Source organism: Pseudomonas sp. LABIM340, from assembly GCF_040017195.2.
GTDB lineage: Bacteria > Pseudomonadota > Gammaproteobacteria > Pseudomonadales > Pseudomonadaceae > Pseudomonas.
The window spans coordinates 4,038,942-4,058,175 of sequence record NZ_CM200227.1 but is presented as its reverse complement, the minus strand read 5'-3'; the positions used below and the strand labels follow the sequence as shown (position 1 = coordinate 4,058,175).

Sequence of the window (19,234 nt, the reverse complement as noted above, 5' to 3'; positions counted from 1 at the left end):
TCGTTGTCCTCAGTTGACCTTCACCAGGCCGCCCTTGAGGGTCAGCATGCCGCCGCCGTCGACCGTCTGCTCGGCGCCGGCCTTGCTGGTGAGGCTGACGCCGGCGTCGTTGGTCAGTGTGGTGCCGGCCTTGTTGGTGAGCGAGGTGCCCGCCTGGTTGGTCAGGGTCGTGCCGGCCTTACTGGTCACCGAAGTGCCGGCCTGGGTGGCGAGATCGGCGTCGGTATTCAGCGTCAGGCTGCCACCGCTCTGCAGGGTGAGGGTGCCGCTGACCTTGATGGTCAGGTTGCCGTCCACCGTCAGCTCGAAGTTGCCGCTGACCTGGTGGCTGTAGTTGCCGCCGGTGCTGTGGGTCTGGTCGGCGCCGACCTTCACCGTGCGCGTGTCCTTCACGTCCAGCGTGTCGCTGCCGGTCTGGATGGTCACGCTGCGCTTGCCCTTTTCGAGGGTGATGGTCTCGTTGCCTTCCTTCACCGTGCGGGTGCGGGCGTTCTGCACCGTGAGCGTTTCGTCGTGGCCGATGGTGGCGGTGCTGTCGTTGAGCACGTTCACCTTCATGTCCTTCTGCGCCTGCAGGAAGACTTCCTCGGCATCCTTCTTGTCCTCGAAGCGCAGCTCGTTGAAACCGCCGCCACCCTTGGACGAATTGGTCTTGATGCCGGATTGCGTCTGGTTGTCCGGCAGGGCATAGGGCAGGGCGTTGTCGCCGTTGTAGACGCACCCGGTAACAAGCGGACGGCCCGGATCGCCGTCGATGAAGGTGACGATTACCTCCTGGCCGATGCGCGGGATGAACTGCATGCCAAAGCCCTTTCCGCTCCAGGGCAGCACCACGCGCACCCAGCAGGAGGACGCCTCGTCGTTCTTGCCCTCGAGGTCCCAGGGGAACTGGATCTTGATGCGGCCGTACTGGTCGGTCCAGATTTCCTCGCCGGCCTTGCCCACCACCTTGGCGGTCTGGGTGTGCATGCGCGGCTTGGGCGTGGTGCGGGGAGGGCGGTAGGCGGTGGCCTTGGGGATGGCCTCGAAGCGATTGCGGTAATGCTCGTGGTCGGCCTCGTGGGTCACCGAGGTCAGCACCCAGTCGATGTTCAGGCTGGCGTCATCATGACCGGTGAGGGTGAACCAGTGTCCCGGCACCAGCCAGCGGCAATCGCTCTCGCCGATCAGGCGCTTTTCCTGGCTGCGCAGGCCGTCCACCCGCTGCTTGGTCAGCGCATCGCCACGGGCCTTGGCGGTGTAGCCGCCGGGATGCTCGTACTGCGCGCGCGGCCCGGCCTCCGCCTGAGCCTGGGAATAGAGCGAAGTGGTGGGCGTGGTGAACTCGTAGTCAGTGGCGCTGTAGGTTCCGGCCACCGCCTGCAGGCAGTACTGCGCCGAACGGATGCCGTGCAATTCGCGCACGCCGATTTCCTGGCCCAGGTACGGCACCTTGGGCCCGTTGGGGATCGGCGGGAAGGCGTCGTTGCTGTCCGCCAGCACCAGCGTGTGCTTGCCCTCTTCGTGAATGAAGAACCAGAAGATGCCTTCCTCCTCCAGCAGCCGCGAGACGAAGGCGAAATCGCTTTCGCCGTACTGCACGCAGTACTCGCGTGGCTCGTAGCTGCCGCTTAGCGACAGCTTGAAGTCGGTGAAGCCATGGGCCTTGAAGATCGTGGTGACGATGTCGCTGGTGGCGAGGTTCTGGAACACGCGGTTGTTGCTGGCCAGGGTCAGCCACCAGAGCCAGGGGCGGAGGACGAGTTGATAGCGGTCGGCGGTGGCGTCGGCGGGGAGTTGGTGGAGTTCGGCGACCAAGGCATCGAGGGGGCGTTGCTGAGTGTCGTTGTGAATGACGAGAGTTGCCCGTGAGCCAATGAAGTTGTTTGGGATCAGACTTGTAAAAGCGTACCCATGGACGGCAAGCTGATGAAGCTGATTCAGGCTCTCCTCACCAGCCAAATATTGAGGGTATAGGACGCCGGAGAACGCTGTGATAAGCGCAAAGCTGGCTTTGGCGTCTGAAGGCATGATTCATGTGTCTCTCTTCAACCTATTGGGCTTGAAATCTATTCCATAATGAGTATGTAAAGACCGAAGTCATCTTTGAAGCTTAAAATGAACGCTTGTGTTTCGCTTAGGATTTCCAAGGCTGTCTGTCGATGATTGGAAATGCTACCAATACCTATGACGAGGGATGTGAGACTATTGCACCCGAAACTTATCAGGGTTTTGACCAGAGGATTTTCCTCGAGCTTCGACTTGTCTGAGAGTAGAGCCTGGACCATGGTCATCCCTGAAGTGAGGCCGGTTTTCAGAGACTCGGCTTTCAATTCGATGGCGTAGCCTCTCGTATTCAGCTTGCATAATATATCGAGCGATTTACGGCTGGCATCATAATTCTGTTCTCGGACGACAAGGCCGGACTTCGATTTCAAATAGATCGCCAGTTCAACCTGTAGCCATATCTCCCATTGGGCATTTGTGTCCATGGCGCTCTTGATACGCTCAGAAATGGTACTTGAGGCAGCCCAGTTCATGAGTTCCCCGCAAAAGGTTATGGCTTCGTTGCTAGGCATGCTTTACTCCAGATATGCTGTTATCAAGGTTGTGTCTGGGTCAGTTGATCATTTCGCAAGTGTCGATGTCGTAACTGAATTCCGAAATTATAAGTTGACGGACACTGATTCGAAGCCCACCCTGAACGGTTGATACGATGTCGTTAATCAGATCGACGACTTTCTGGTTTCCAGAAAAATTAGAGCCATGGGTTGCATGGGACTTATTGGTTATGTTCCATCTTGAGCAGAAGTCGACTCGCATTTTTCTCGCGTCACTGATATTGATTATTTTTATAAGCTCTGCGGAAAGCGGGGACTGCTGTCGAACGCCATGCATTTTTTTTGGAGGGGTGCAGTTGCACATGATGGGACGTAGCAGTTCCGGTCCTATATAGGTCTTGAAGCATCCTAGGCACTGGTATTTATAAGTGGGCATGCTCTCTCCTGATCATTTTTCATCCTGTGTGCCAGCCTGATGCGGTTCATTGTTTTCCGCAGTTGCATAAGTGCATTAACTGTCACTCCAGCACCCACTCCGCCAACTTCCCCGTCACTTCCGCCATCAACACATTCTCGATATCCCGCGCCCCCGCCGAACTGCACTTGGCGAGCACTGCCTTGACGATCGCCTGGTCGAAATCGAACTGCTTGCCGGTCGCCGCCTTGTAGCGTTCCCGCAGTTTTTCCAGCTTGGCGACCACGATACCTTCCAGCGTCGCTTCCTCCAGCGGTCGGTAGGGCACCACCGTCATGCGCGCGAGGAAGGCGGCGCGGAAGGCTTGCAGCAGCACCTTGCGCAGACGTTCGTCGAAGGCGGGCGTGGCGATCTGTTCGGGTGGGGTATCCAGCAGCAGTTCGGCGCCGACGTTGCTGGTGGCGAGGATCACGGTGTTCTTGAAGTCCACCACCAGACCGGTGCCGTCCTCCATCACGCCCTTGTCGAAGACGTTGTAGAAGGCTTCCAGCACGTCCGGGTGGGCCTTTTCGATTTCGTCCAGCAGTACCACCGAGTAGGGGCGGCGACGCACGGCTTCGGTGAGCACGCCGCCTGTGCCGTAGCCGACGTAGCCGGGAGGAGCGCCCTTGAGCTGGCTGACGGTGTGGGCTTCCTGGTACTCGGAGAGGTTGATGCTGATGAGGTTGCGCTCGCCGCCGTAGAGGGCGTCGGCCAGGGCGTAGGCGGTCTCTGTCTTGCCCACGCCGGTGGGTCCGAGCAGGAGGAACACGCCGACCGGCTTGGCCGGGTCGGTGAGCCCGGCGCGGTAGGCCTGGATGCGCTGGGCGATGGTGCCCAGCGCCGCTTCCTGGCCCATCACCCGCTGGCCCATGCGCTGCGCCAGGGTACGGATGGCGTGGGCCTCGTCGGCGAGCATCTTGCCCACCGGGATGCCGGTCCAGCCGGCGATTACCGCGGCGACGGTCTTCGAGTCGACCTGTTCGGGCACTAGCGGGTCGTCCTCGCGGATGGCGTCGAGGCCGGCTTCCAGGCGTGCGAGTTCGGCGGCCAGGTGATCGATGCGGCCGTCGAGTTCTTCGTCGGGCTTGGCGGCGTCGGCGCTCTCGCTCAGGGTCAGCAGTTCATGGCGTGAGCGCAGCAGTTCGCGCACCGCCTCGCGCTCTTCGCCCCAGCGTTTTTCCAGGGCGCGGATGGCCGACAGGTTGCCCACCGACTCCTGCTCCAGGCCGGTGATGCGTGCGCTGTGGTCCAGGCCGGTGGCCTGTTCGCGGCGCAGGCGTTGCAGCTCTTCCTCCACCGCCAGTTCGCGGTGGCGCAGGTTCTCAAGAGCCGGTGGCACGTCGTGCTGGGCCAGGGCGACGCGGGCGCAGGCGGTGTCCAGCACGCTGATGGCTTTGTCCGGCAACTGGCGGCCGGAGATGTAGCGGTGCGAGAGCTTCACCGCGTCCTGGATCGCCACGTCCAGCACCTGCACGCCATGGTGCTGTTCGAGCTTGGCGGCGACGCCGCGCAACATGTCGACGGCGGTAGCCTCGTCGGGCTCCTCGACCTGCACCAGCTGGAAGCGCCGGGCCAGCGCCGGGTCCTTCTCGAAGTACTTCTTGTATTCCAGCCAGGTGGTGGCGGCCAGGGTGCGCAGCTCGCCACGGGCCAGCGCCGGCTTGAGCAGGTTGGCGGCGTCGCTGCCGCCTTCCGCGCCGCCGGCACCGATCAGGGTGTGGGCCTCGTCGATGAACAGGATGATCGGCTGCTCGCTGCTGCGCACCGCGTCGATCACACCTTTCAGGCGCTGTTCGAATTCGCCCTTGACCCCGGCGCCGGCCTGCAGCAAGCCCAGATCAAGCACGCGCAAGACCACGCCTTGCAGCGGAGGCGGCACCTCGCCGGCGGCGATGCGCAGGGCCAGGCCTTCCACCACGGCGGTCTTGCCGACGCCGGGGGCGCCGACCAGGATCGGGTTGTTCTGCCGGCGGCGCAGGAGGATGTCCACGCATTGGCGGATCTCGCCGTCGCGCCCGACGATGGGGTCGATGCGCCCGGCATGGGCGTCGGCGGTGAGGTCCTGGGTGTACTGGTCAAGTACGCTGTCCTGGGCCGCTGCGCTGGCGGGTTTTGCCATGTCCGGGGCGCGGGCACCGGCGGGCTGCTCGCGAGAGCCTTCGGTCCACTCCAGGAGTTTCTCGCGCAGCGTCTCGTGGGGAATGCGCAGCAGCGACGAGGCGCTGTTGAGTAGCAGGGCGCGGCGCTCCTCGCGGTCGAGCAGGGCGAGCAGCAGCAGTCCGGAGCGGATCGCCGGCTGGCCGAGCACGCTGGCCTGCACCACCGCATCCTCCAGCAGGCCGATGGTCTGTGGCGAGAGCGCCGGGGTGCGCGTGCTGCCGATGCGGAACAACTCCAGCGCGGTGTTGATCTCGCCCACCAACTGGTCGCGCTCAAGGCCGAAGCGCGGTAGCAGACGGGCGAGGTCGCCGCCGTCGATGTCCAGCAGTTCCAGCAGCAGGTGTTCGATCTCGACGTAGTGGTGGGTGCGTTGCAGGCAGCGCTGTGCGGCGCGCTCCAGCGCGCGGCGGGATTCGGGGTTGAGGCGGCCGATGAGGCTGGCGAGGTCCATCAGGGCATCTCCGCGTGGCGCAGGGTCAAATCGATGGGTTGTACGGCGCCACCGCTGCGGCGCAGGCCGGTGTTCCAGTTCAGTCTCGGGCCATTGCCACGCCCCAGGGCCAGCGGCCCGCTGGCGCGCACCAGCAGACGTAGCCGGCAGTCCAGGTCGGGGCCGAAGTACAACGCGCAGACGTGGGCCAGCAGCGGATAGGCGACGCCGTCCGGGAAGAAGTGCCGAGCCGTGGCTTCGTCCAGCGGGCCGAGGCGCAGGTGGAAACCGGCGTGTTCGTCCCATACACGGGTGCCGGCGATGGCATCACGGCCAAGGCCGAGGTTGGCGCCGCCGCGTTGCAGCACGCTGCGGCGGGCCGGTGGTATCTCGCGCCAGGCGCCGGCATAGGCTTCGCACTCGGCGGGGATGCCGAACTGTTCGCGGAGCATGGCGGCGAAGCCGACCAGAGAACGGCGATTGCCCGAGAAGTGCGCACTGCGGGCGAGCACGCTGGCGTCGGGCAGCGCGCCGCGCTCATGCAGGCCCTCCGGCAGCAGCCCCACCAGGGCCCGCAACGGGCGGCGCAGGGGCGCGGCAGCAGGAGTCTGGAAACCTACGGCAAGTCGGTGTTTGCGCAATACCCGGTAGAGCAAGCTGAGCAGGCGGTGCTGGAACAGGTCGAGGAATTCGGCGGGCGCGTGGTCCTTTTGCCGTGCGCGTTGTTGCAGCCATTCCTGGTAGGCGTAGGGCAGGGCGCCGTCGGCACCGCCGAGGCCGAAGATGGAGGTGCTCAGCAGCGGCCGTCCGTCCTCGTCTTCCAGGGCGTCGATCTGGCTGGGGGCGAACACCGGCGTCAGTGGGCCGCGCAGGCGCAGCGCTTCGGCGTCCGGGCGGCTGCCATGGCCCAACGGTGTGGCCTGGGGCCGCTCGTGCTCAAGCAGCAGCAGGGCCTGCAGCCACTCGAAGCGGTGCGGCTCGGCGCGCAGGCGCTGGCTCAGAGAGTGATGGGCTGGCCGGCCTGGGGTTGCCATCGGCAAATCTCCTGGTCCGATTGCACCAGCACCGTACGCACGAAGCGGTTGGCATTGGCGTAGAGCGAAAAGAACTGCGCGAGCACGGCGCCGAACAGCACCGCACTGGCGCCGACGAAGGCCTGGCGTTCCAGGTGCACGCGAACTTCCAGACCGTTGCGCCAACCACGCCAGGCATCGCTGCCGACGTGGTCGACCACGCGCGCGCAGTCCAGCCGGACCAGCCCCTCGATCTGCCGGGCAGCCAGCTTGTCTTCGCTGAAGTCGTGCAGCGCGAGGATTTCCCGCAGGGCATCGAGGGCCTGCGGGCCTTCGACCAGCGACAGGTGATTGAGCGTGAGCTGCGAGACCAGTTGCCAGCGTGAAGGACCATCCAGCCCTGGTTGGCATTGCCGGCTCGGTGCGCGCAGCAGGCTGGCGCGGGCCACCGGGCCGGGGCGCTCGAAGGCCAGCTCGGTGCAGGCCGGCAGGTACTCGGCCAGGCTGCGGTTAGTGCAAAGCAGCTCCGCGCTGAGGCTGTACTGGGGCGTTTCTTCCAGGGGTTGCAGGCCGGCGTCCACCAGGGTCAGCAACAGGTCGCTGCCGCGCCGGTTGGGCGTCATGCCCTCGACCCGCCGTGCGTGCCAGTAGAGGCCGAATGCGCCGGGGCGGTGCTGGGTGCCGTGGTAGGGCGCGACCTCGACCACTCCCAGCGGGGTGCTGGCGCGCAGGGAGCGGATGCTGTGGATCTCCACCGAGTTTTCGCGGTGGGCGTCAGCGATCAGGCGGTACTCGCTGCGCGTGCCGTCCGGCCGCAGCGGCTCGGAGGTGCGCGGGAACAGGTTGATCGCCGGTACGCAGCCCAACGCCAGGTCGCTGGCTTGCAAGGTCAGGCGGGCGGGCGCGGGGCGGTCGAAGAGGATGTAGAGGTAGAGCTGCTCGCCGCTGGCCCGCAGGCCCTGGAGCGGCAGATCGAAGAAGGCGAACTTGTCGGGGAAGGCGAAGTACTCGGCGAGCAGGCGCAAGCCGGGATGCACGCGCTCATCCTCCGGCAACAAGGCCTGTTCGGCAGCGAAGCCGACCCATTGCGGCAGGCCGGCGAGACGTTGCGGTGCGGCGCCCTCGGCCTCGGCGATGAGGCCGCAGGCATGGGCGCCGAGCAGGTCGTAAAGGGCTGCCTTGGCGACGGCGTTGGCGGTCAGGTGGATACGCAGGCTATCGATGTCCAGGGCGGCCCAGCCGTCCTTGTCGAGGCAGCGCAGGTCCAGTCGCAGGGCCCCGCGCACGCCGGCGCTGCCGGTGGCGGCCTGGGCTTCCTCGGCGCCGAGCAGCACGACTTCCTCGATGCGCAGCGGCCACAGGGTGACTTCGTCGGTGGTGCGCCAGTGCAGGGTCTGGCCGCGCAGCTCTTCGGGCAGTTCGATCCGCTCCTGGCCCGGCACGCTGACGAACAACGGGGTGCCGCGCGGCAGGTGGAAGCCGGCACTCAGCTTGCCCTTGGCCGGGTCCGGCTCGAAGCGCACCACGGCGCAGGAAGGCAGGGGCCGCAGGGCGAGGGGATAGAGTTGTTCGAGCAGTGCATCGCTGAACTGCGCGTAGTCGTCGTCCAGGCGTCGCTGCAGGCGCGCGGCGAGCAGTGCGAAGCCTTCCAGCAGGCGCTCGACGTGGGGGTCGCCGCACTCACCGGGGCCCAGCTCCAACCGCCGCGCCACCTTGGGATAGCGCGCGGCGAAACCGGCGCCGGCGTGGCGCAGCCAGGTCAGTTCGCGCTGGTAGTAATCCAGCAGTTCGGCATCAATCGAGTCGCTCATGGCGTACTTCCAGTGTTCCTCCAACGGGGATGAGTTCGAACAGGAGGGGCGCTCGGCCAGTGTCCTGGCGCAGGTTGCCCAGCAGGCGCACGCGCAGGCGCTGCGGGTGCTGCGGATCGGCGTCGACCACTACTTCGCTCAGCCCCAGGCGTGGCTCGAAACGGGTCACCGCGCGGCGGATTTCCCGGGCCAGGTGCAGGCGGTCGGCCTCGCGGCGGGCCTGCAGGGCGGTCCAGTCGGCGATGCCATAGGCCAGGATGCCGACGCCATTACCAGCCGGGCTACGGCTGTTGAGCAGGCGCGACAGTTCCTGCGCGACCGAGGCCGCCAGGGCGCGCTGGTCGAAGGCCGGTTCCGCCTCTCCAGCTTCGGAGAGGCGGTCCAGCAACGGTGGCCGGGCGATGCCGTGCAAGGCCACGCGTCCTTAGCTGGCCAGCTTGTTGGCGGCCATGTCCCAGGTCGAGGCGGCGGTGCCTTCCTTGCTGCCGTCGTCCTTCTGCGCGGTGAGCTCCCATTTGATCTTGGTGAAGTTCAGCGACATCGTTTCCACCGGTTTGCCACCGGCACCGCCGCTGACGCTGACGTTGGACAGCACCACGTTGTTCAGCGTGTAGGTGATGAACGGCATGATCTTGCCGTCGCCTTCGGCGGCGTTGCGGCCGATGGTCAGGGTGGCGGTGGGGATAGCCTTGCCGGAACAGCAGTATTCGTTGAGCGTCGGGGTCGAGGTGTCGACGAACTTGGTCAGGGTGAACTCGCCGATGTGCGGCTTGCCGGAGGTGCGCTCCGAGTTGCTGACATCGTTGGTCACCTGCATGGCGACGTTGTGGCTGTACGACATGATTTCGATCTTGTTTTCGAAGCCGGCCAGCAGGCTGTCGCCCTTGATGTCGTCGCCCAGGTCGAGAAGTATCGCATCCATGTTGGAAAACTCCGCTGCATGAAAGAGGTGGGATCAGGTGAAGGGGCCGCCCGCACGGGCGGCCCCCTGGCTCAGGCGGCGACCGGCGGCGGCAGGCTGGCGACCAGGCGGATCGAGGCGGTCAGCTCCTCGAGCTGGAAGTGCGGGCGCAGGAACACCGTCGCGCGGTAGACCCCGGGCTTGCCGGCGACTTCGCTGACATCCACGCGGGCTTCGCGCAGGGGGTACTGGGCCTTGATCTCCTGCGGGGCGTTGTCGTTGATCAGCACGTAGTCGGCGATCCAGTTGTTGAGGTAGGTCTGCACGTTGTCGCGGGTCATGAAGCTGCCCACCTTGTCGCGCATGATCACCTTCAGGTAGTGGGCGAAGCGCGAGGCTGCCAGCACGTACGGCAGCATCGCCGAGAGGCGCGCGTTGGCGTTGGCCTCGTTGGTGTTGTACTGGCGCGGCTTGTTGGTGGACTGGCCGCCGAAGAACACGGCGAGGTCGGTGTTCTTCTTGTGGCACAGGGCGATGAAGCCTAGGTCGTTGAGTTCCTTCTCGCGGCGGTCGGTGATCGCCACCTCGGTCGGGCACTTGAGCGACAGGTCGCCCGCCTGGGTGCGGAAGGTATGCGCCGGCAGGCCTTCGACGGCGCCACCGCCTTCGCTGCCGCGGATTGCCGCGCACCAGCCGTACTTGCTGAAGGCTTCGGTGATGCGCTGGGCCATGACCCACGCGGCGTTGCCCCAGAGGTACTTGGCGTGGTCGGTGCCGTCCACATCCTCGATGAAGTTCATGCCTTCCACCGGCAGGGTTTCCGGACCGTAGGGCAGACGCACCAGGAAACGCGGCAGCGCCAGGGAGACGTAGCGCGAATCCTCGCTCTCGCGGAACGAGCGCCACTTGATCAGCTCCAGGCTCTCGAAGACCTTGCTCAGGTCACGCGGCACCGCCAGCTCGGTGAAGCTGCCCATGTCGAACAGGCGCGGGCTGGCCGCAGCGATGAAGGGCGCGTGGGCCGCGGCGGCGACGTTGGAGAGTTTTTCCAGCAGGGCGATGTCCTGCGGGTGGCGGCCGAAGGAGTAGTCGCCCACCAGCAGGCTGAAGGGGTGCCCGCCGAAGGTGCCGTATTCCTCTTCGTAGATCTTCTTGAACAGCGCGCTCTGGTCGAACTCGACGGCTTTCTCCAGATCGTTCTGCAGGTCCTGCTGGCTGACGTTGAGCAGGCGCAGCTTGAGGCGCGTGCCGGTCTCGCTGTTCTGCACCAGCTGGTGCATACCGCGCCAGGAGGATTCGAGTTGCTGCAGCTCTGGATGGTGGAGGATCTGGTTGAGCTGGGCGCTGATCAGTTCGTCGATACGACCGATGCGCTCGTTGATCATGGCCACGGTGTCCTTGCTGACGGCCATGCCTTCGTCGAGGACCTGGGTGGCGAACTCCGCGAGCATGTCGCGGGCGTATTCCTGCTGGCTGTCATCGTGGGCCATGCGGCCGTCGGCGATGATGCGGTCCAGCAGGTCGAGTGTCTGGGTGCTGCCTTCGGCGCCTTGCGCCGCGGCGGAGCTGGGTTTGGCCATTGCTGTGCTCTCCTTGCGGGCGGGATCAGGCTTGCGGTTCGGCAGGTGCTTCGCCTTCGTCGGCGGCGGCCTGGGCGGTGTCGTTGGCGGCGCCCGCATCGGCGGTCACCGGGTGGGTCGCGCGGATTTCCTGCAGCCCCTCGGTGTTGCTCACCACGTCCTGCAGCAGCTGGTCCAGCTCGTCGTTGCCGTCGAGCTTGGTGAGCAGGTCGCGCAGGCGCTGGCGGGCTTCGAACAGGCGGCGCAGCGGCACGACCTGGTTGACGATGCTCACCGGGTCGAAGTCGTCGATGTGCTTGAAGTTCAGCTCGACGTTGAGCCGGCTGCCGTCGTTGCTCAGGGTGTTGTCGACCTGCAGCGCCACGCGCGGTCCGATGGACGAGAGCACGGCGTTGAAGTTGTCACGGTCGATCTCGGTGAAGCGGCGCTCGCCGAGCTTGGGCAGGGGAGTGACCGGCTTGCCGGAGAGGTCGGCGAGAATGCCCACGACCAGCGGCAGCTCCTTCTTCTCGATGGCGTTGCCGATTTCCACGTCGTAGGTGATCTGGACCCGGGGAGGACGCACCCGGTCCAGTTTGTGCTGCGTGCTTTCTGCCATGCTGGCGAACTCCACTGCGTAGGAGACGGGCACGCCGCAGCGGTGCTCGCTGTCGTCGCGCTCCTTGGCTGGACCACACGACAGGAAAGGGGAAATGCGATACAGGCCTGTCCTTGGCGATCCCATCTGGGCTCGTTGTCCACGAGCTAACCAAGCAAGCTAGATCAGGTTGCTAAAAACGCAAATCCGAAAATAATCTCTGACAGACATTTCACAAGGACGTTTCATGAAGTCGACGAAAGCCTGCCTCTGTGCTGTGCTCCTGGCAGTTCTCGGAGGCTGTTCCTGGTTCGGTCCGAAGGTCGATGTCGACCGTCTGACCCTCGACGTCGCGAGCAAGGCCAATGGCGATTCGCCCATCGCCGTGGACTTCGTCGCGGTGCAGGATGCGGACCTGCTCAAGCTGCTCTCGGCGATGAGCGCCAAACAGTGGTTCAGCGACCGCGAACAGTACCGCCGCGACTACCAGAAGCAGCTCTCGGTGTGGAGCCTCGAGCTGGTGCCCGGGCAGTTCATGGAGGCCAGGGACTTCCCCCTGGCTGGCAAGCCGGCTTCTGGACTTTTGGTCTTTGCCGGCTATAACACTCCCGGCGCCCATCGCATGCGCCTGGATCAGCAGCCCAACGTATGGCTGCGTTTCGACAGCAGGGAGATGCGCCTGCTGAGTGCCGAGGAGCACTGAACCACCGCCATTCCAGGCGGGCCCATGACAATCCAGGACGTCGAAGGGGGAGTGGTGTGAGAGTTCTGCCTGACGCAGTTTGTTGGCACGAAGGGATGCAACTGCTTCCCCAGCACTTCCAGCTCCAGGGACTGCGCGCCGAAGTTCTGTCTGCGCGCCTGGCCCATGCGGCCAACCCCTGGTTCTGGGGCCTCGAACTCCTGGAGCTGGACCCTTCCGCGCTGAGCACCGGCGTGGTGCGTATCCTCGCGCTGGAGGCCATCCTGCCCGATGGCCTGCCGGTCAGCCTGGGCCAGGGCGGTACGCTGGTGTTCGACGCCACGGCGGCCATCGCCGCCTCCCCCGATGCCAGCATCACCCTCTACCTCGCACTCAGCCCGCTCGCCCGTGGCGGCCAGGTGCTGCCGCTCAAGGGTCGCCTGCAATCCTTGAGCGGGCCGGCGGTGCCGGACCTGGCCAGTGGCGAGAATCCCGAACCCGTTGTCGTCTGGCGCCCGGCCCTGCGCCTGGTGACCGAAGCCCAGCGCGCCGACTCGGTGTGCCTGCCGCTGCTGCGCGTGGGCAAGGACGCCGGTGGCTTCGTCGGCCTGCCTTACGTGGCGCCCACTCCGCGAATCGCACCGGCGTCGATGCTGGGGCAGGCGCTGGTGGCGCTGTGTGCCCATGCGCGGGAGAAATGTGTGTTTCTCGCCGGCCGCTTGCGCCAGGCGCAGCAGGCGGAGAACACCGAGGACAGCCAGGAAATCCGTCGCCAGCTGGCGGCGCTGTGGGCACGCCTGCCGGAACTGGAGGCTGCGCTCTACAGCGGCACGGCGAGCCCGGCACAGCTGCATGGCCTGCTGTGCGGCATGGCCGGCAGCTGGAGCGTGCTGGATCCGCTGGGGGGCGTCCCGGCCTTCCCGACCTTCGATTTCAACGAACTGCTGCGGACCTTCAACCCGGTGATCGAGTGGCTGGAAGTCACCCTCGGGCGCGTGCGCGCCGGCTACCGCAGCCTGGCTTTCGAACGCTTGGGCAACGACTTCGCGCTGGCCCTGCCGGACCTGCGTTCGGCAGTTCAGCGCCTGGTCATCGGCCTGCGCATGCCGCCGGGTTGCGGCGAGGAGCAGGCCCACGAGTGGCTGTCACGCTGCATCGTCGCTTCCGAGGCGAGCCTGGCGATCCTGGGCCGGCAGCGCATGTCGGGCCTGGAACATCTGCCGATGAGTCGCGCCGAACAGATCGCCTACAGCGTTGGGGAGGACACCCACCTGTTCGTCGTGCAGGCCGAGGGCGACTGGTTCGATCCCGCCCAGCGCCTGTGCCTGCGGGCCGCCGCAGCGGGCAACGGTAGTGGCGGCAGCCCCTGGCAGGTCGTGCTGTTCATCGTGGACGGCGCCAGCGGCGCCTGAGGCAGGGAAGCGAAGATGCTTGAAGGGAATCAGGCGATCTATCCGCCGTCGTTCGGCGAGGCACCCTTGAGTGGCGCTTTCCAGGCCGCCTGGCTGGAGTGGCGCAGGCGCTGGGAAGACCTGCGCGAATCCACCGGCGAGGACAGCGCGACCCTCGAACGGGTCGCCGACGAAGCCCAGGCGGTGGTGCGTCGCCTGTGGCGCAGCGCCAATGCCAGCGTCGGCGATGCCGCCGGCGAGCAGGTGAAAGGCATGGTCTACGCCTTCGTCGCACTGCTCGACGAAAGCCTGCTGTTCGACCCCTGGAATGGCCAGTCCGCGTGGCAGGAACGGCCACTGGAATCCCGTCTGTACGGCACGCGCAATGCCGGGGAGCGCGTGCCCCAGGCCATTCATCGCCTGCTGGATACCCGTGCTCCGGGCACCCGAGATCTGGCTAACGTCTACCTGCAGTGCCTGCTGTTGGGTTTCCATGGCAAGCTGCGCGGCCCCAAGGGCGAAGCGCTCCATGAGAAGTGGCGGCACGCGCTGTTCGCCCATGCCTGGCAGCGTGACGCCGAGGTGCCAGCGCTGCTGGAGACCCTGGCGCGCCCGGCCGCTGCAGCGCCGCTGCGACTGCCACTGCGGCGCGCCTTGCCCGACGGCCTGCGTCTGACGCTGATGGTGGGCGCCGGCGTCCTGTTGCTCATCGTCCTCGGTCATTGGCTGTGGAGCGATGTGCGCGGTGAACTGGCGCCCCTGCTCGACCTGGCCTGGGCGGCTGCCTTCCCGGAGCTGGCGGCTTGAGCGGCTGGCTGGTGCTGGCCCTGCTGTTGCTGCTGGTGTTGGCGCTGGCGGTAGCGGGATTCCTCTGGCTGCGCAGCAAGGGCGGCGAAGCGGTACGCGCCTTCTACCTGACCGTGCGGCAGATGGAGCAGGACCACGATGTCGCCGATCGCTACGACGTGCCCTGGTATCTCCTGTTGGGCGACCCGCTGCTGGGTGAGCGCCTGGCCGCTGACTGGAGCCTGGCTCCGGTGAACCGCCCGGCCTGGTTCGGCCGCTGGTGGGCCGATCAGGACGGCGCCGTGCTGGCAGTACCGCAGACCCTGTTCATGCCGGAAGAGGGTGTGCCGTCGTCACTGCAGCCCTGGCGGCGCCTGCTCGGCCTGCTGCTGCGGATGCGCCCGCGTCGTCCGCTGGACGGCGTGATCTGGGCGGTGCCGGCGGAGCGCCTGCTGGACCCGGCCAGCCTTGCCCAGGAAAGCATCCAGTTGCGTCGGCGCTTCAACGACCTGTTGCAACGGCTGGGGCTGAGCCTGCCGGTCTACGTGGTGGTGACCGGGCTGGAAGAGCTCGACGGATTCGCCGAACTGCGCGCGGCGCTGCCTGCCGAGGTACGCGAGCGACCGCTGGGCTGGGCCTCGCCCTTGCAGGCGGATGCGGCCTGGCAGGGCGAGCACCTCGAGCGTGGCTTCGATCAGGTATTGCAGGCACTGCAGGCGGCAATCCTCGAAGCGGGCGTGCTCAAGGGGCAATTGAGCGAGGAACTGTATCGCTTCCCACAGGCGCTGGAGAGTCTGCGCGAAGGCCTGCGCCAACGGTTGGAGCCGGTCTTTCAGGGCAACGCGCTGGGCGAGGCGCCGCGTTTGCGCGGCCTGTACTTCAGCGGCGCGTACCGCATGGCTCCCAGTGGTGACGACTGGGCGCTCTCGGCGCGGGAGGAGGCACCCGCGCAGTTGCTGTTCACCCAGCATCTCTGGCAATCACGCCTGCTCGCCGAGCGCGGGCTGGCCCAGGCCGTGCCGCGAGTCCTGCGTCTGCGCCAGCGCTCGCAGCGTGTGCTGGGGGCGGTGGCTGGCGTGGTCGGCGTCTGCTGGCTATTGGGGATGCTCTGGGTCTGGCACGTGGATTCCCGCGAGGCGCAGGCGCTGGGGCAGCGCATCCTGGCCATGCAGCGTGGGCAGGGCGAAGGCGATGCGGCCGGCGCATCACCGGAGGAAGCCGCCCGCCAACGCCTGCAGGCCTACTGGACGCTGTTGCAGGCTGCGCCGCGCTGGCACTTCAGCTCACTGGTGTATCCGAGTTCCTGGTTCTCCGGTTTCGACGGGCACATGGATGAACTGCTGCGCGACCTGGCCCGCCGCGAAGTGCTGGTGCCCCTGCAGCAGGCGCAGGCCGCTGAACTGGTCCGGCTGCGCGCCATCCGCAGCAGCGAACGCCGGGCCAACGTGCAGAGCGACAGCCCGGAGCAGTGGCCGAACTTCGTCGCCGCTCGCGACCTGGCGCACGGCGTACTGGCCTTCGAGCAGCGCAACCGCTGGTACACCGAGTTGCGCGCCGGCACTTCGAAGAACGCTCTGGAAAGCCTCGGCAAACTGGGCGAGCAGGCATACGGCCTGACCCTGGAACCGGGCTCCCTGCGCAATGCCGGCTATCTGCAGTCAGTGCTCGGCCAGGGCATTCCCGACGCTCCGGCACCGGTCGATCCCGGTCCGCGCGAGGGCCAGTTGGCGCGCAACTACGACGACCTGATGAGTCTCTGGCTCGACCAGTTCTTCCTCGCCGACAACTTCGTGCGCCCGGCCGGCTTCCTGCGTCTGCACCTGAACGAACTCAAGGCGCGGCAGGGCAACAGCCTCGAGGAGCTGGAAGAGACCGCTGCGCAGATCGACGCGCTGCGCAATATGGTGGCCCTGACCAACGCCGCCTGGAGCCACGGCAATGCCCAGGAAATCGTGCCGGGCTTTCGTGCGATGCTCGACGACGTACGCCAGTCCTACCTGCTCGGCCCCTCGGCGGAGGCCCGGGTAACCAGCCAGGCCAGCAAGCTGCAGCGCGCCTTCCACGACCAGTGGATCTCCGCCGCCGGTTCCCGTGACAACCTGCTGCAACTGCAGCCCGGTGGCACGCTGGCGCTGCAGGAGCATGTGGTGGCGCTGGGCAGCACCATCGATTCGCTGTTGCGCCAGGACTTCGCCGGCACCGCCCTGAGCAAGGGAGCGCAGGACATCGATCCGCGCGGCCTGGGCAATCTCGATGCCCATTCGCTGAATGCCGCCCTGGCGTACTACGCCAGCTACCGCAAGTACAGCGAGCAGGAGCAGGCGCGGATTCCGGCCGAGTACCGCGATGCACTCGCCGAAAGTGCCGCCGCCGCTGCTGCCAGCGCGATGTGGAGCAGCCTGACGCAATCGGTTTCGGCCGCCGGCGCGCCGGCGAAGAACACCTTCGACGTTCCGCTGGAGCAAGCCGAGCAGGTCCGTTCGGCGCTGGAATCCGTGCAGCGCAGCGACCTGGCGAACGCACTGGACATTCACCTGACCCGTGGTGCGCTGGCCGACGTTGACGGCGTGTTGAAGTCGGTCGATGCGTTGCCACTGTTCCGCGTGCGCTCGGAACCTTCCGGTTGGGATGGCACACGCAACTTCGGCCTGCAGCTGTACCGCTCCACCGACACCCAGGACCTCAAGCGCAACCTTGCCCAGCAGTTCGAGACCATGCTGGCCCTGAGCGAGGAGCACGCTCCGGCACTGACCTGGCTGCGTGATCGGGGCAATCTCGGCTTCTCCGACCAGGACAAGGTGCGGCGCTTCACCGACCTCAGCGATGAACTGGTCAAGTACAAGGCGCAGAACCCAACCAGCTCGCCGATGCTGCTCGACCAGCTGGTGACCCGCGACTTCGTGGAAATGGACGCCGCCAGCTGCGGCAATATCCTGCGTACCTCTGCCCTGGCGGCCGGGCAGGGCGACGTGGCGCGCTTCACCCGTGGCCTGCACGGCCAGGCGCAGCAGCGCTGCCTGGAGCTGCAGCAGAAGGACGCCGCCCAGGCCTGGTCCGCCATCGCCGACTACTTCAACCAGTACCTGGCCAATCGCTTCCCCTTCGCCTACAGCCTGCAGGCCGAGGACGCCGATCCGGCACGGGTACAGCACCTGGTCGAGCTGCTCGACCAGAACCTGGAGCGAGCCCAGGCAGGCCTCCAGCTCAGCCAGTCGGTCGACCGCGTGGCGGCGGCGGATTTCCTCCAGCGCCTGCAATTGGCCAGGGCCTGGATGGGTCCCCTGTTCCAGCGCGACAAGGGCGGAGCGCAGGGTGTCGACCTCGATGTGCGCTGGCGCACCGACCGCGAGGCCGAGCGTGGCGCCGACCAGGTGATCGCCTGGACGCTCTACGCGGCGGACCGCCCGCTGAGCTTCCCTGGCAGCGACAGCCAGCGCCTGCACTGGAATGTCGGCGAGCCGATGAAGCTGATGCTGCGCTGGGCCAAGGACAGCCCACAACGGCCGGACATCGACCCGCAGCAGGCGAGCATGGCCGTGGCGGACCTGGAAGTGGGCTGGGAATACGGCGGCCCGTGGGCGCTGATGCGCCTGCTGCGTTCGCACCTGATCCTGCAGCGCCAGCCCAGCGCCGACTACACCGACTTCCCGCTCGCGCTGCAGGTGCCGGTCCGCGCGCCGAACAGCCGCGAGCCCGAGGCGCGGATGTTCCTGCGGGTCTCCTTGATGACCCAGGACGCCAAGCAGCCGCTGTCCGTCCAGCCCTTGCCCGTACGCGCGCCGCGCACGCCCTTCAGCGGTGTAGGCGTGGCGTCCTTTGCCGGCGCCCAGGAGTTGCCATGATTTCAGACGAGGCGCTGCAAGCGCTCCTGCAACCTCTGCCGGGCGAGTCGCCGTGCGGAGAGTCGCTGCGCCACGACCCGCTGATGGATCGCCTGCGCGAGCTGCGCCGCGAGGAGGATACCGAGCTGCCGGCGGGCGTCTGGCAGGCTGAGCCCAAGCGCGCGGACTGGTTGGCGCTGGCGGTGCTTGCCGAGGAACTGCTGGCGCGACGCAGTAAGGACCTGACCATCGCCGGTTTTCTGGGCGAGGCCTGGATCGTTACCCAGGGGCCTGCGGGCCTCGCCGCCGCACTGGGCCTGCTGGCCGATCTCTGCGACGCGTTCCCTGAGCAACTGCACCCGCAGGCCACCGACGGTGACCAGGAATGGCGCGCGGCGCCGCTTGCCTGGTTGGCGCGGCGCTACAGCGAACTTCTGCACACTCGCGTGCCGCTGTGCAGCGACTGGCCGCAGACCACTCTGCATGGCTGGCAGGAGCTGCAGCGACGGCAGGTGCAGGCCAGCGACAACAAGGTCGACAAGGTGGCGGCAGAGAACGCGCGACAGGAGCAGAAGCGGCTGAACGAATCGATCCGCAGCGGTGCGGTGAATGGCTGGGGGGCGACGCTGACCCAGCTGGAGAGGGCTGCCGGCCACCTGCGGCGCCTGGATGCCTGGTGTGACCGCCAGCTCGGCGATGCCGCACCGAGCCTGCACCAACTCGCCGCGTCCATCGACGCTTTCAGCAACGTCATCCAGGGATGCAAGGCCATGGCCCCGCAAGAGTTCATATCCAGCGCCACACCGGAAGCGCCTTCCGAGCCGGAGCCGGCTCCTGTGGCTACTTCCGGATCGCTTCCCGCCAGCGGTGCTCCGCAGAGCCGCGAAGAGGCCTACCGGCAGCTCACCGCAATCGCCGAGTACCTGGCGCGCACCGAACCGCACAGCCCGGTGCCCTACATCATTCGCCGGGCGGTGGAGTGGGGCGGCATGCCGCTGAGTGCGCTGATGGACGAGCTGGTCCATGCCGACCCCGAGGCCCGTCGCGTCTGGGTGATGCTCGGCGTATTGCGCTGAGCGGTGCCA

Annotated in this window: 14 protein-coding genes; 5 read left to right on the top strand and 9 right to left on the bottom strand. The window is 66.6% G+C overall.

Features of this window, described 5'->3' with window-relative positions; all coding sequences use genetic code 11:
• Nucleotides 1-9: 9 nt before the first annotated feature.
• From ABKS89_RS18460 to tssB, 9 genes are all read right to left on the bottom strand, one after another.
• On the bottom strand, nucleotides 10-2,010 hold the full coding sequence (locus tag ABKS89_RS18460; protein WP_348586498.1) for a type VI secretion system Vgr family protein: 2,001 nt from the start codon (nucleotides 2,008-2,010) through the stop codon (nucleotides 10-12).
• A gap of 38 nt (nucleotides 2,011-2,048) precedes the next feature.
• On the bottom strand, nucleotides 2,049-2,558 hold the full coding sequence (locus ABKS89_RS18455; protein ID WP_192296362.1) for a hypothetical protein: 510 nt from the start codon (nucleotides 2,556-2,558) through the stop codon (nucleotides 2,049-2,051).
• Nucleotides 2,559-3,058: 500 nt separating this feature from the next.
• Complete coding sequence (tssH, locus tag ABKS89_RS18450) at nucleotides 3,059-5,608, bottom strand: type VI secretion system ATPase TssH (RefSeq protein ID WP_348586497.1); 2,550 nt, start codon at nucleotides 5,606-5,608, stop codon at nucleotides 3,059-3,061.
• Nucleotides 5,608-6,621 carry a type VI secretion system baseplate subunit TssG gene (gene tssG, locus ABKS89_RS18445; RefSeq protein ID WP_348586495.1) on the bottom strand — a complete coding sequence of 338 codons (1,014 nt, stop codon included), beginning with the start codon at nucleotides 6,619-6,621 and terminating at the stop codon, nucleotides 5,608-5,610. The genes tssH and tssG overlap by 1 nt, the downstream gene beginning before the upstream one ends.
• A complete protein-coding gene (gene tssF, locus ABKS89_RS18440; RefSeq protein ID WP_348586493.1) occupies nucleotides 6,585-8,411 on the bottom strand; it encodes a type VI secretion system baseplate subunit TssF in 1,827 nt (608 codons plus the stop codon). The genes tssG and tssF overlap by 37 nt, the downstream gene beginning before the upstream one ends.
• Complete coding sequence (tssE, locus tag ABKS89_RS18435; RefSeq protein ID WP_348586492.1) at nucleotides 8,395-8,823, bottom strand: type VI secretion system baseplate subunit TssE; 429 nt, start codon at nucleotides 8,821-8,823, stop codon at nucleotides 8,395-8,397. Before tssE ends, tssF begins: the two co-directional genes overlap by 17 nt.
• A gap of 12 nt (nucleotides 8,824-8,835) precedes the next feature.
• Nucleotides 8,836-9,333, bottom strand: a complete 498-nt coding sequence (locus tag ABKS89_RS18430) for an Hcp family type VI secretion system effector (RefSeq protein WP_045209415.1) — start codon at nucleotides 9,331-9,333, stop codon at nucleotides 8,836-8,838.
• Nucleotides 9,334-9,404: 71 nt separating this feature from the next.
• Nucleotides 9,405-10,892 (bottom strand): type VI secretion system contractile sheath large subunit, encoded by a 1,488-nt coding sequence (gene tssC, locus ABKS89_RS18425; RefSeq protein WP_138214555.1) that lies wholly within the window; start codon nucleotides 10,890-10,892, stop codon nucleotides 9,405-9,407.
• A 25-nt stretch (nucleotides 10,893-10,917) separates the two neighbouring features.
• A complete protein-coding gene (gene tssB, locus ABKS89_RS18420) occupies nucleotides 10,918-11,490 on the bottom strand; it encodes a type VI secretion system contractile sheath small subunit (protein WP_026079019.1) in 573 nt (190 codons plus the stop codon).
• Nucleotides 11,491-11,716: 226 nt separating this feature from the next.
• Here tssB and ABKS89_RS18415 point away from each other — a divergent pair, with 226 nt between their 5' ends.
• The 5 genes from ABKS89_RS18415 to tssA are packed head-to-tail and all read left to right on the top strand — an operon-like array spanning nucleotide 11,717 to nucleotide 19,225.
• Entirely contained in the window at nucleotides 11,717-12,172 is a 456-nt protein-coding gene (locus ABKS89_RS18415; protein WP_138214554.1) for a type VI secretion protein, read from the top strand.
• A gap of 56 nt (nucleotides 12,173-12,228) precedes the next feature.
• Complete coding sequence (gene tssK, locus ABKS89_RS18410; RefSeq protein ID WP_348586491.1) at nucleotides 12,229-13,563, top strand: type VI secretion system baseplate subunit TssK; 1,335 nt, start codon at nucleotides 12,229-12,231, stop codon at nucleotides 13,561-13,563.
• Between the two features lie 15 nt (nucleotides 13,564-13,578).
• Nucleotides 13,579-14,349 carry a DotU family type IV/VI secretion system protein gene (locus tag ABKS89_RS18405; RefSeq protein WP_348586490.1) on the top strand — a complete coding sequence of 257 codons (771 nt, stop codon included), beginning with the start codon at nucleotides 13,579-13,581 and terminating at the stop codon, nucleotides 14,347-14,349.
• The gene (locus tag ABKS89_RS18400; protein WP_348586489.1) at nucleotides 14,346-18,170 is read left to right on the top strand and encodes a type VI secretion protein IcmF/TssM N-terminal domain-containing protein; all 3,825 of its coding nucleotides are present in this window, start codon (nucleotides 14,346-14,348) and stop codon (nucleotides 18,168-18,170) included. The genes ABKS89_RS18405 and ABKS89_RS18400 overlap by 4 nt, the downstream gene beginning before the upstream one ends.
• Complete coding sequence (gene tssA, locus ABKS89_RS18395) at nucleotides 18,167-19,225, top strand: type VI secretion system protein TssA (RefSeq protein ID WP_348586488.1); 1,059 nt, start codon at nucleotides 18,167-18,169, stop codon at nucleotides 19,223-19,225. Before ABKS89_RS18400 ends, tssA begins: the two co-directional genes overlap by 4 nt.
• Nucleotides 19,226-19,234 lie beyond the last annotated feature (9 nt).

Bases quoted from the DNA above. Each gene is read 5' to 3' on its own strand.
- ABKS89_RS18460 (WP_348586498.1), bottom strand. From the start codon at position 2,010: ATGCCTTCAGACGCCAAAGCCAGCTTTGCGCTTATCACAGCGTTCTCC.
- ABKS89_RS18455 (WP_192296362.1), bottom strand. From the start codon at position 2,558: ATGCCTAGCAACGAAGCCATAACCTTTTGCGGGGAACTCATGAACTGG.
- tssH (WP_348586497.1), bottom strand. From the start codon at position 5,608: ATGGACCTCGCCAGCCTCATCGGCCGCCTCAACCCCGAATCCCGCCGC.
- tssG (WP_348586495.1), bottom strand. From the start codon at position 6,621: ATGGCAACCCCAGGCCGGCCAGCCCATCACTCTCTGAGCCAGCGCCTG.
- tssF (WP_348586493.1), bottom strand. From the start codon at position 8,411: ATGAGCGACTCGATTGATGCCGAACTGCTGGATTACTACCAGCGCGAA.
- ABKS89_RS18430 (WP_045209415.1), bottom strand. From the start codon at position 9,333: ATGGATGCGATACTTCTCGACCTGGGCGACGACATCAAGGGCGACAGC.
- tssC (WP_138214555.1), bottom strand. From the start codon at position 10,892: ATGGCCAAACCCAGCTCCGCCGCGGCGCAAGGCGCCGAAGGCAGCACC.
- tssB (WP_026079019.1), bottom strand. From the start codon at position 11,490: ATGGCAGAAAGCACGCAGCACAAACTGGACCGGGTGCGTCCTCCCCGG.
- ABKS89_RS18415 (WP_138214554.1), top strand. From the start codon at position 11,717: ATGAAGTCGACGAAAGCCTGCCTCTGTGCTGTGCTCCTGGCAGTTCTC.
- ABKS89_RS18405 (WP_348586490.1), top strand. From the start codon at position 13,579: ATGCTTGAAGGGAATCAGGCGATCTATCCGCCGTCGTTCGGCGAGGCA.
- tssA (WP_348586488.1), top strand. From the start codon at position 18,167: ATGATTTCAGACGAGGCGCTGCAAGCGCTCCTGCAACCTCTGCCGGGC.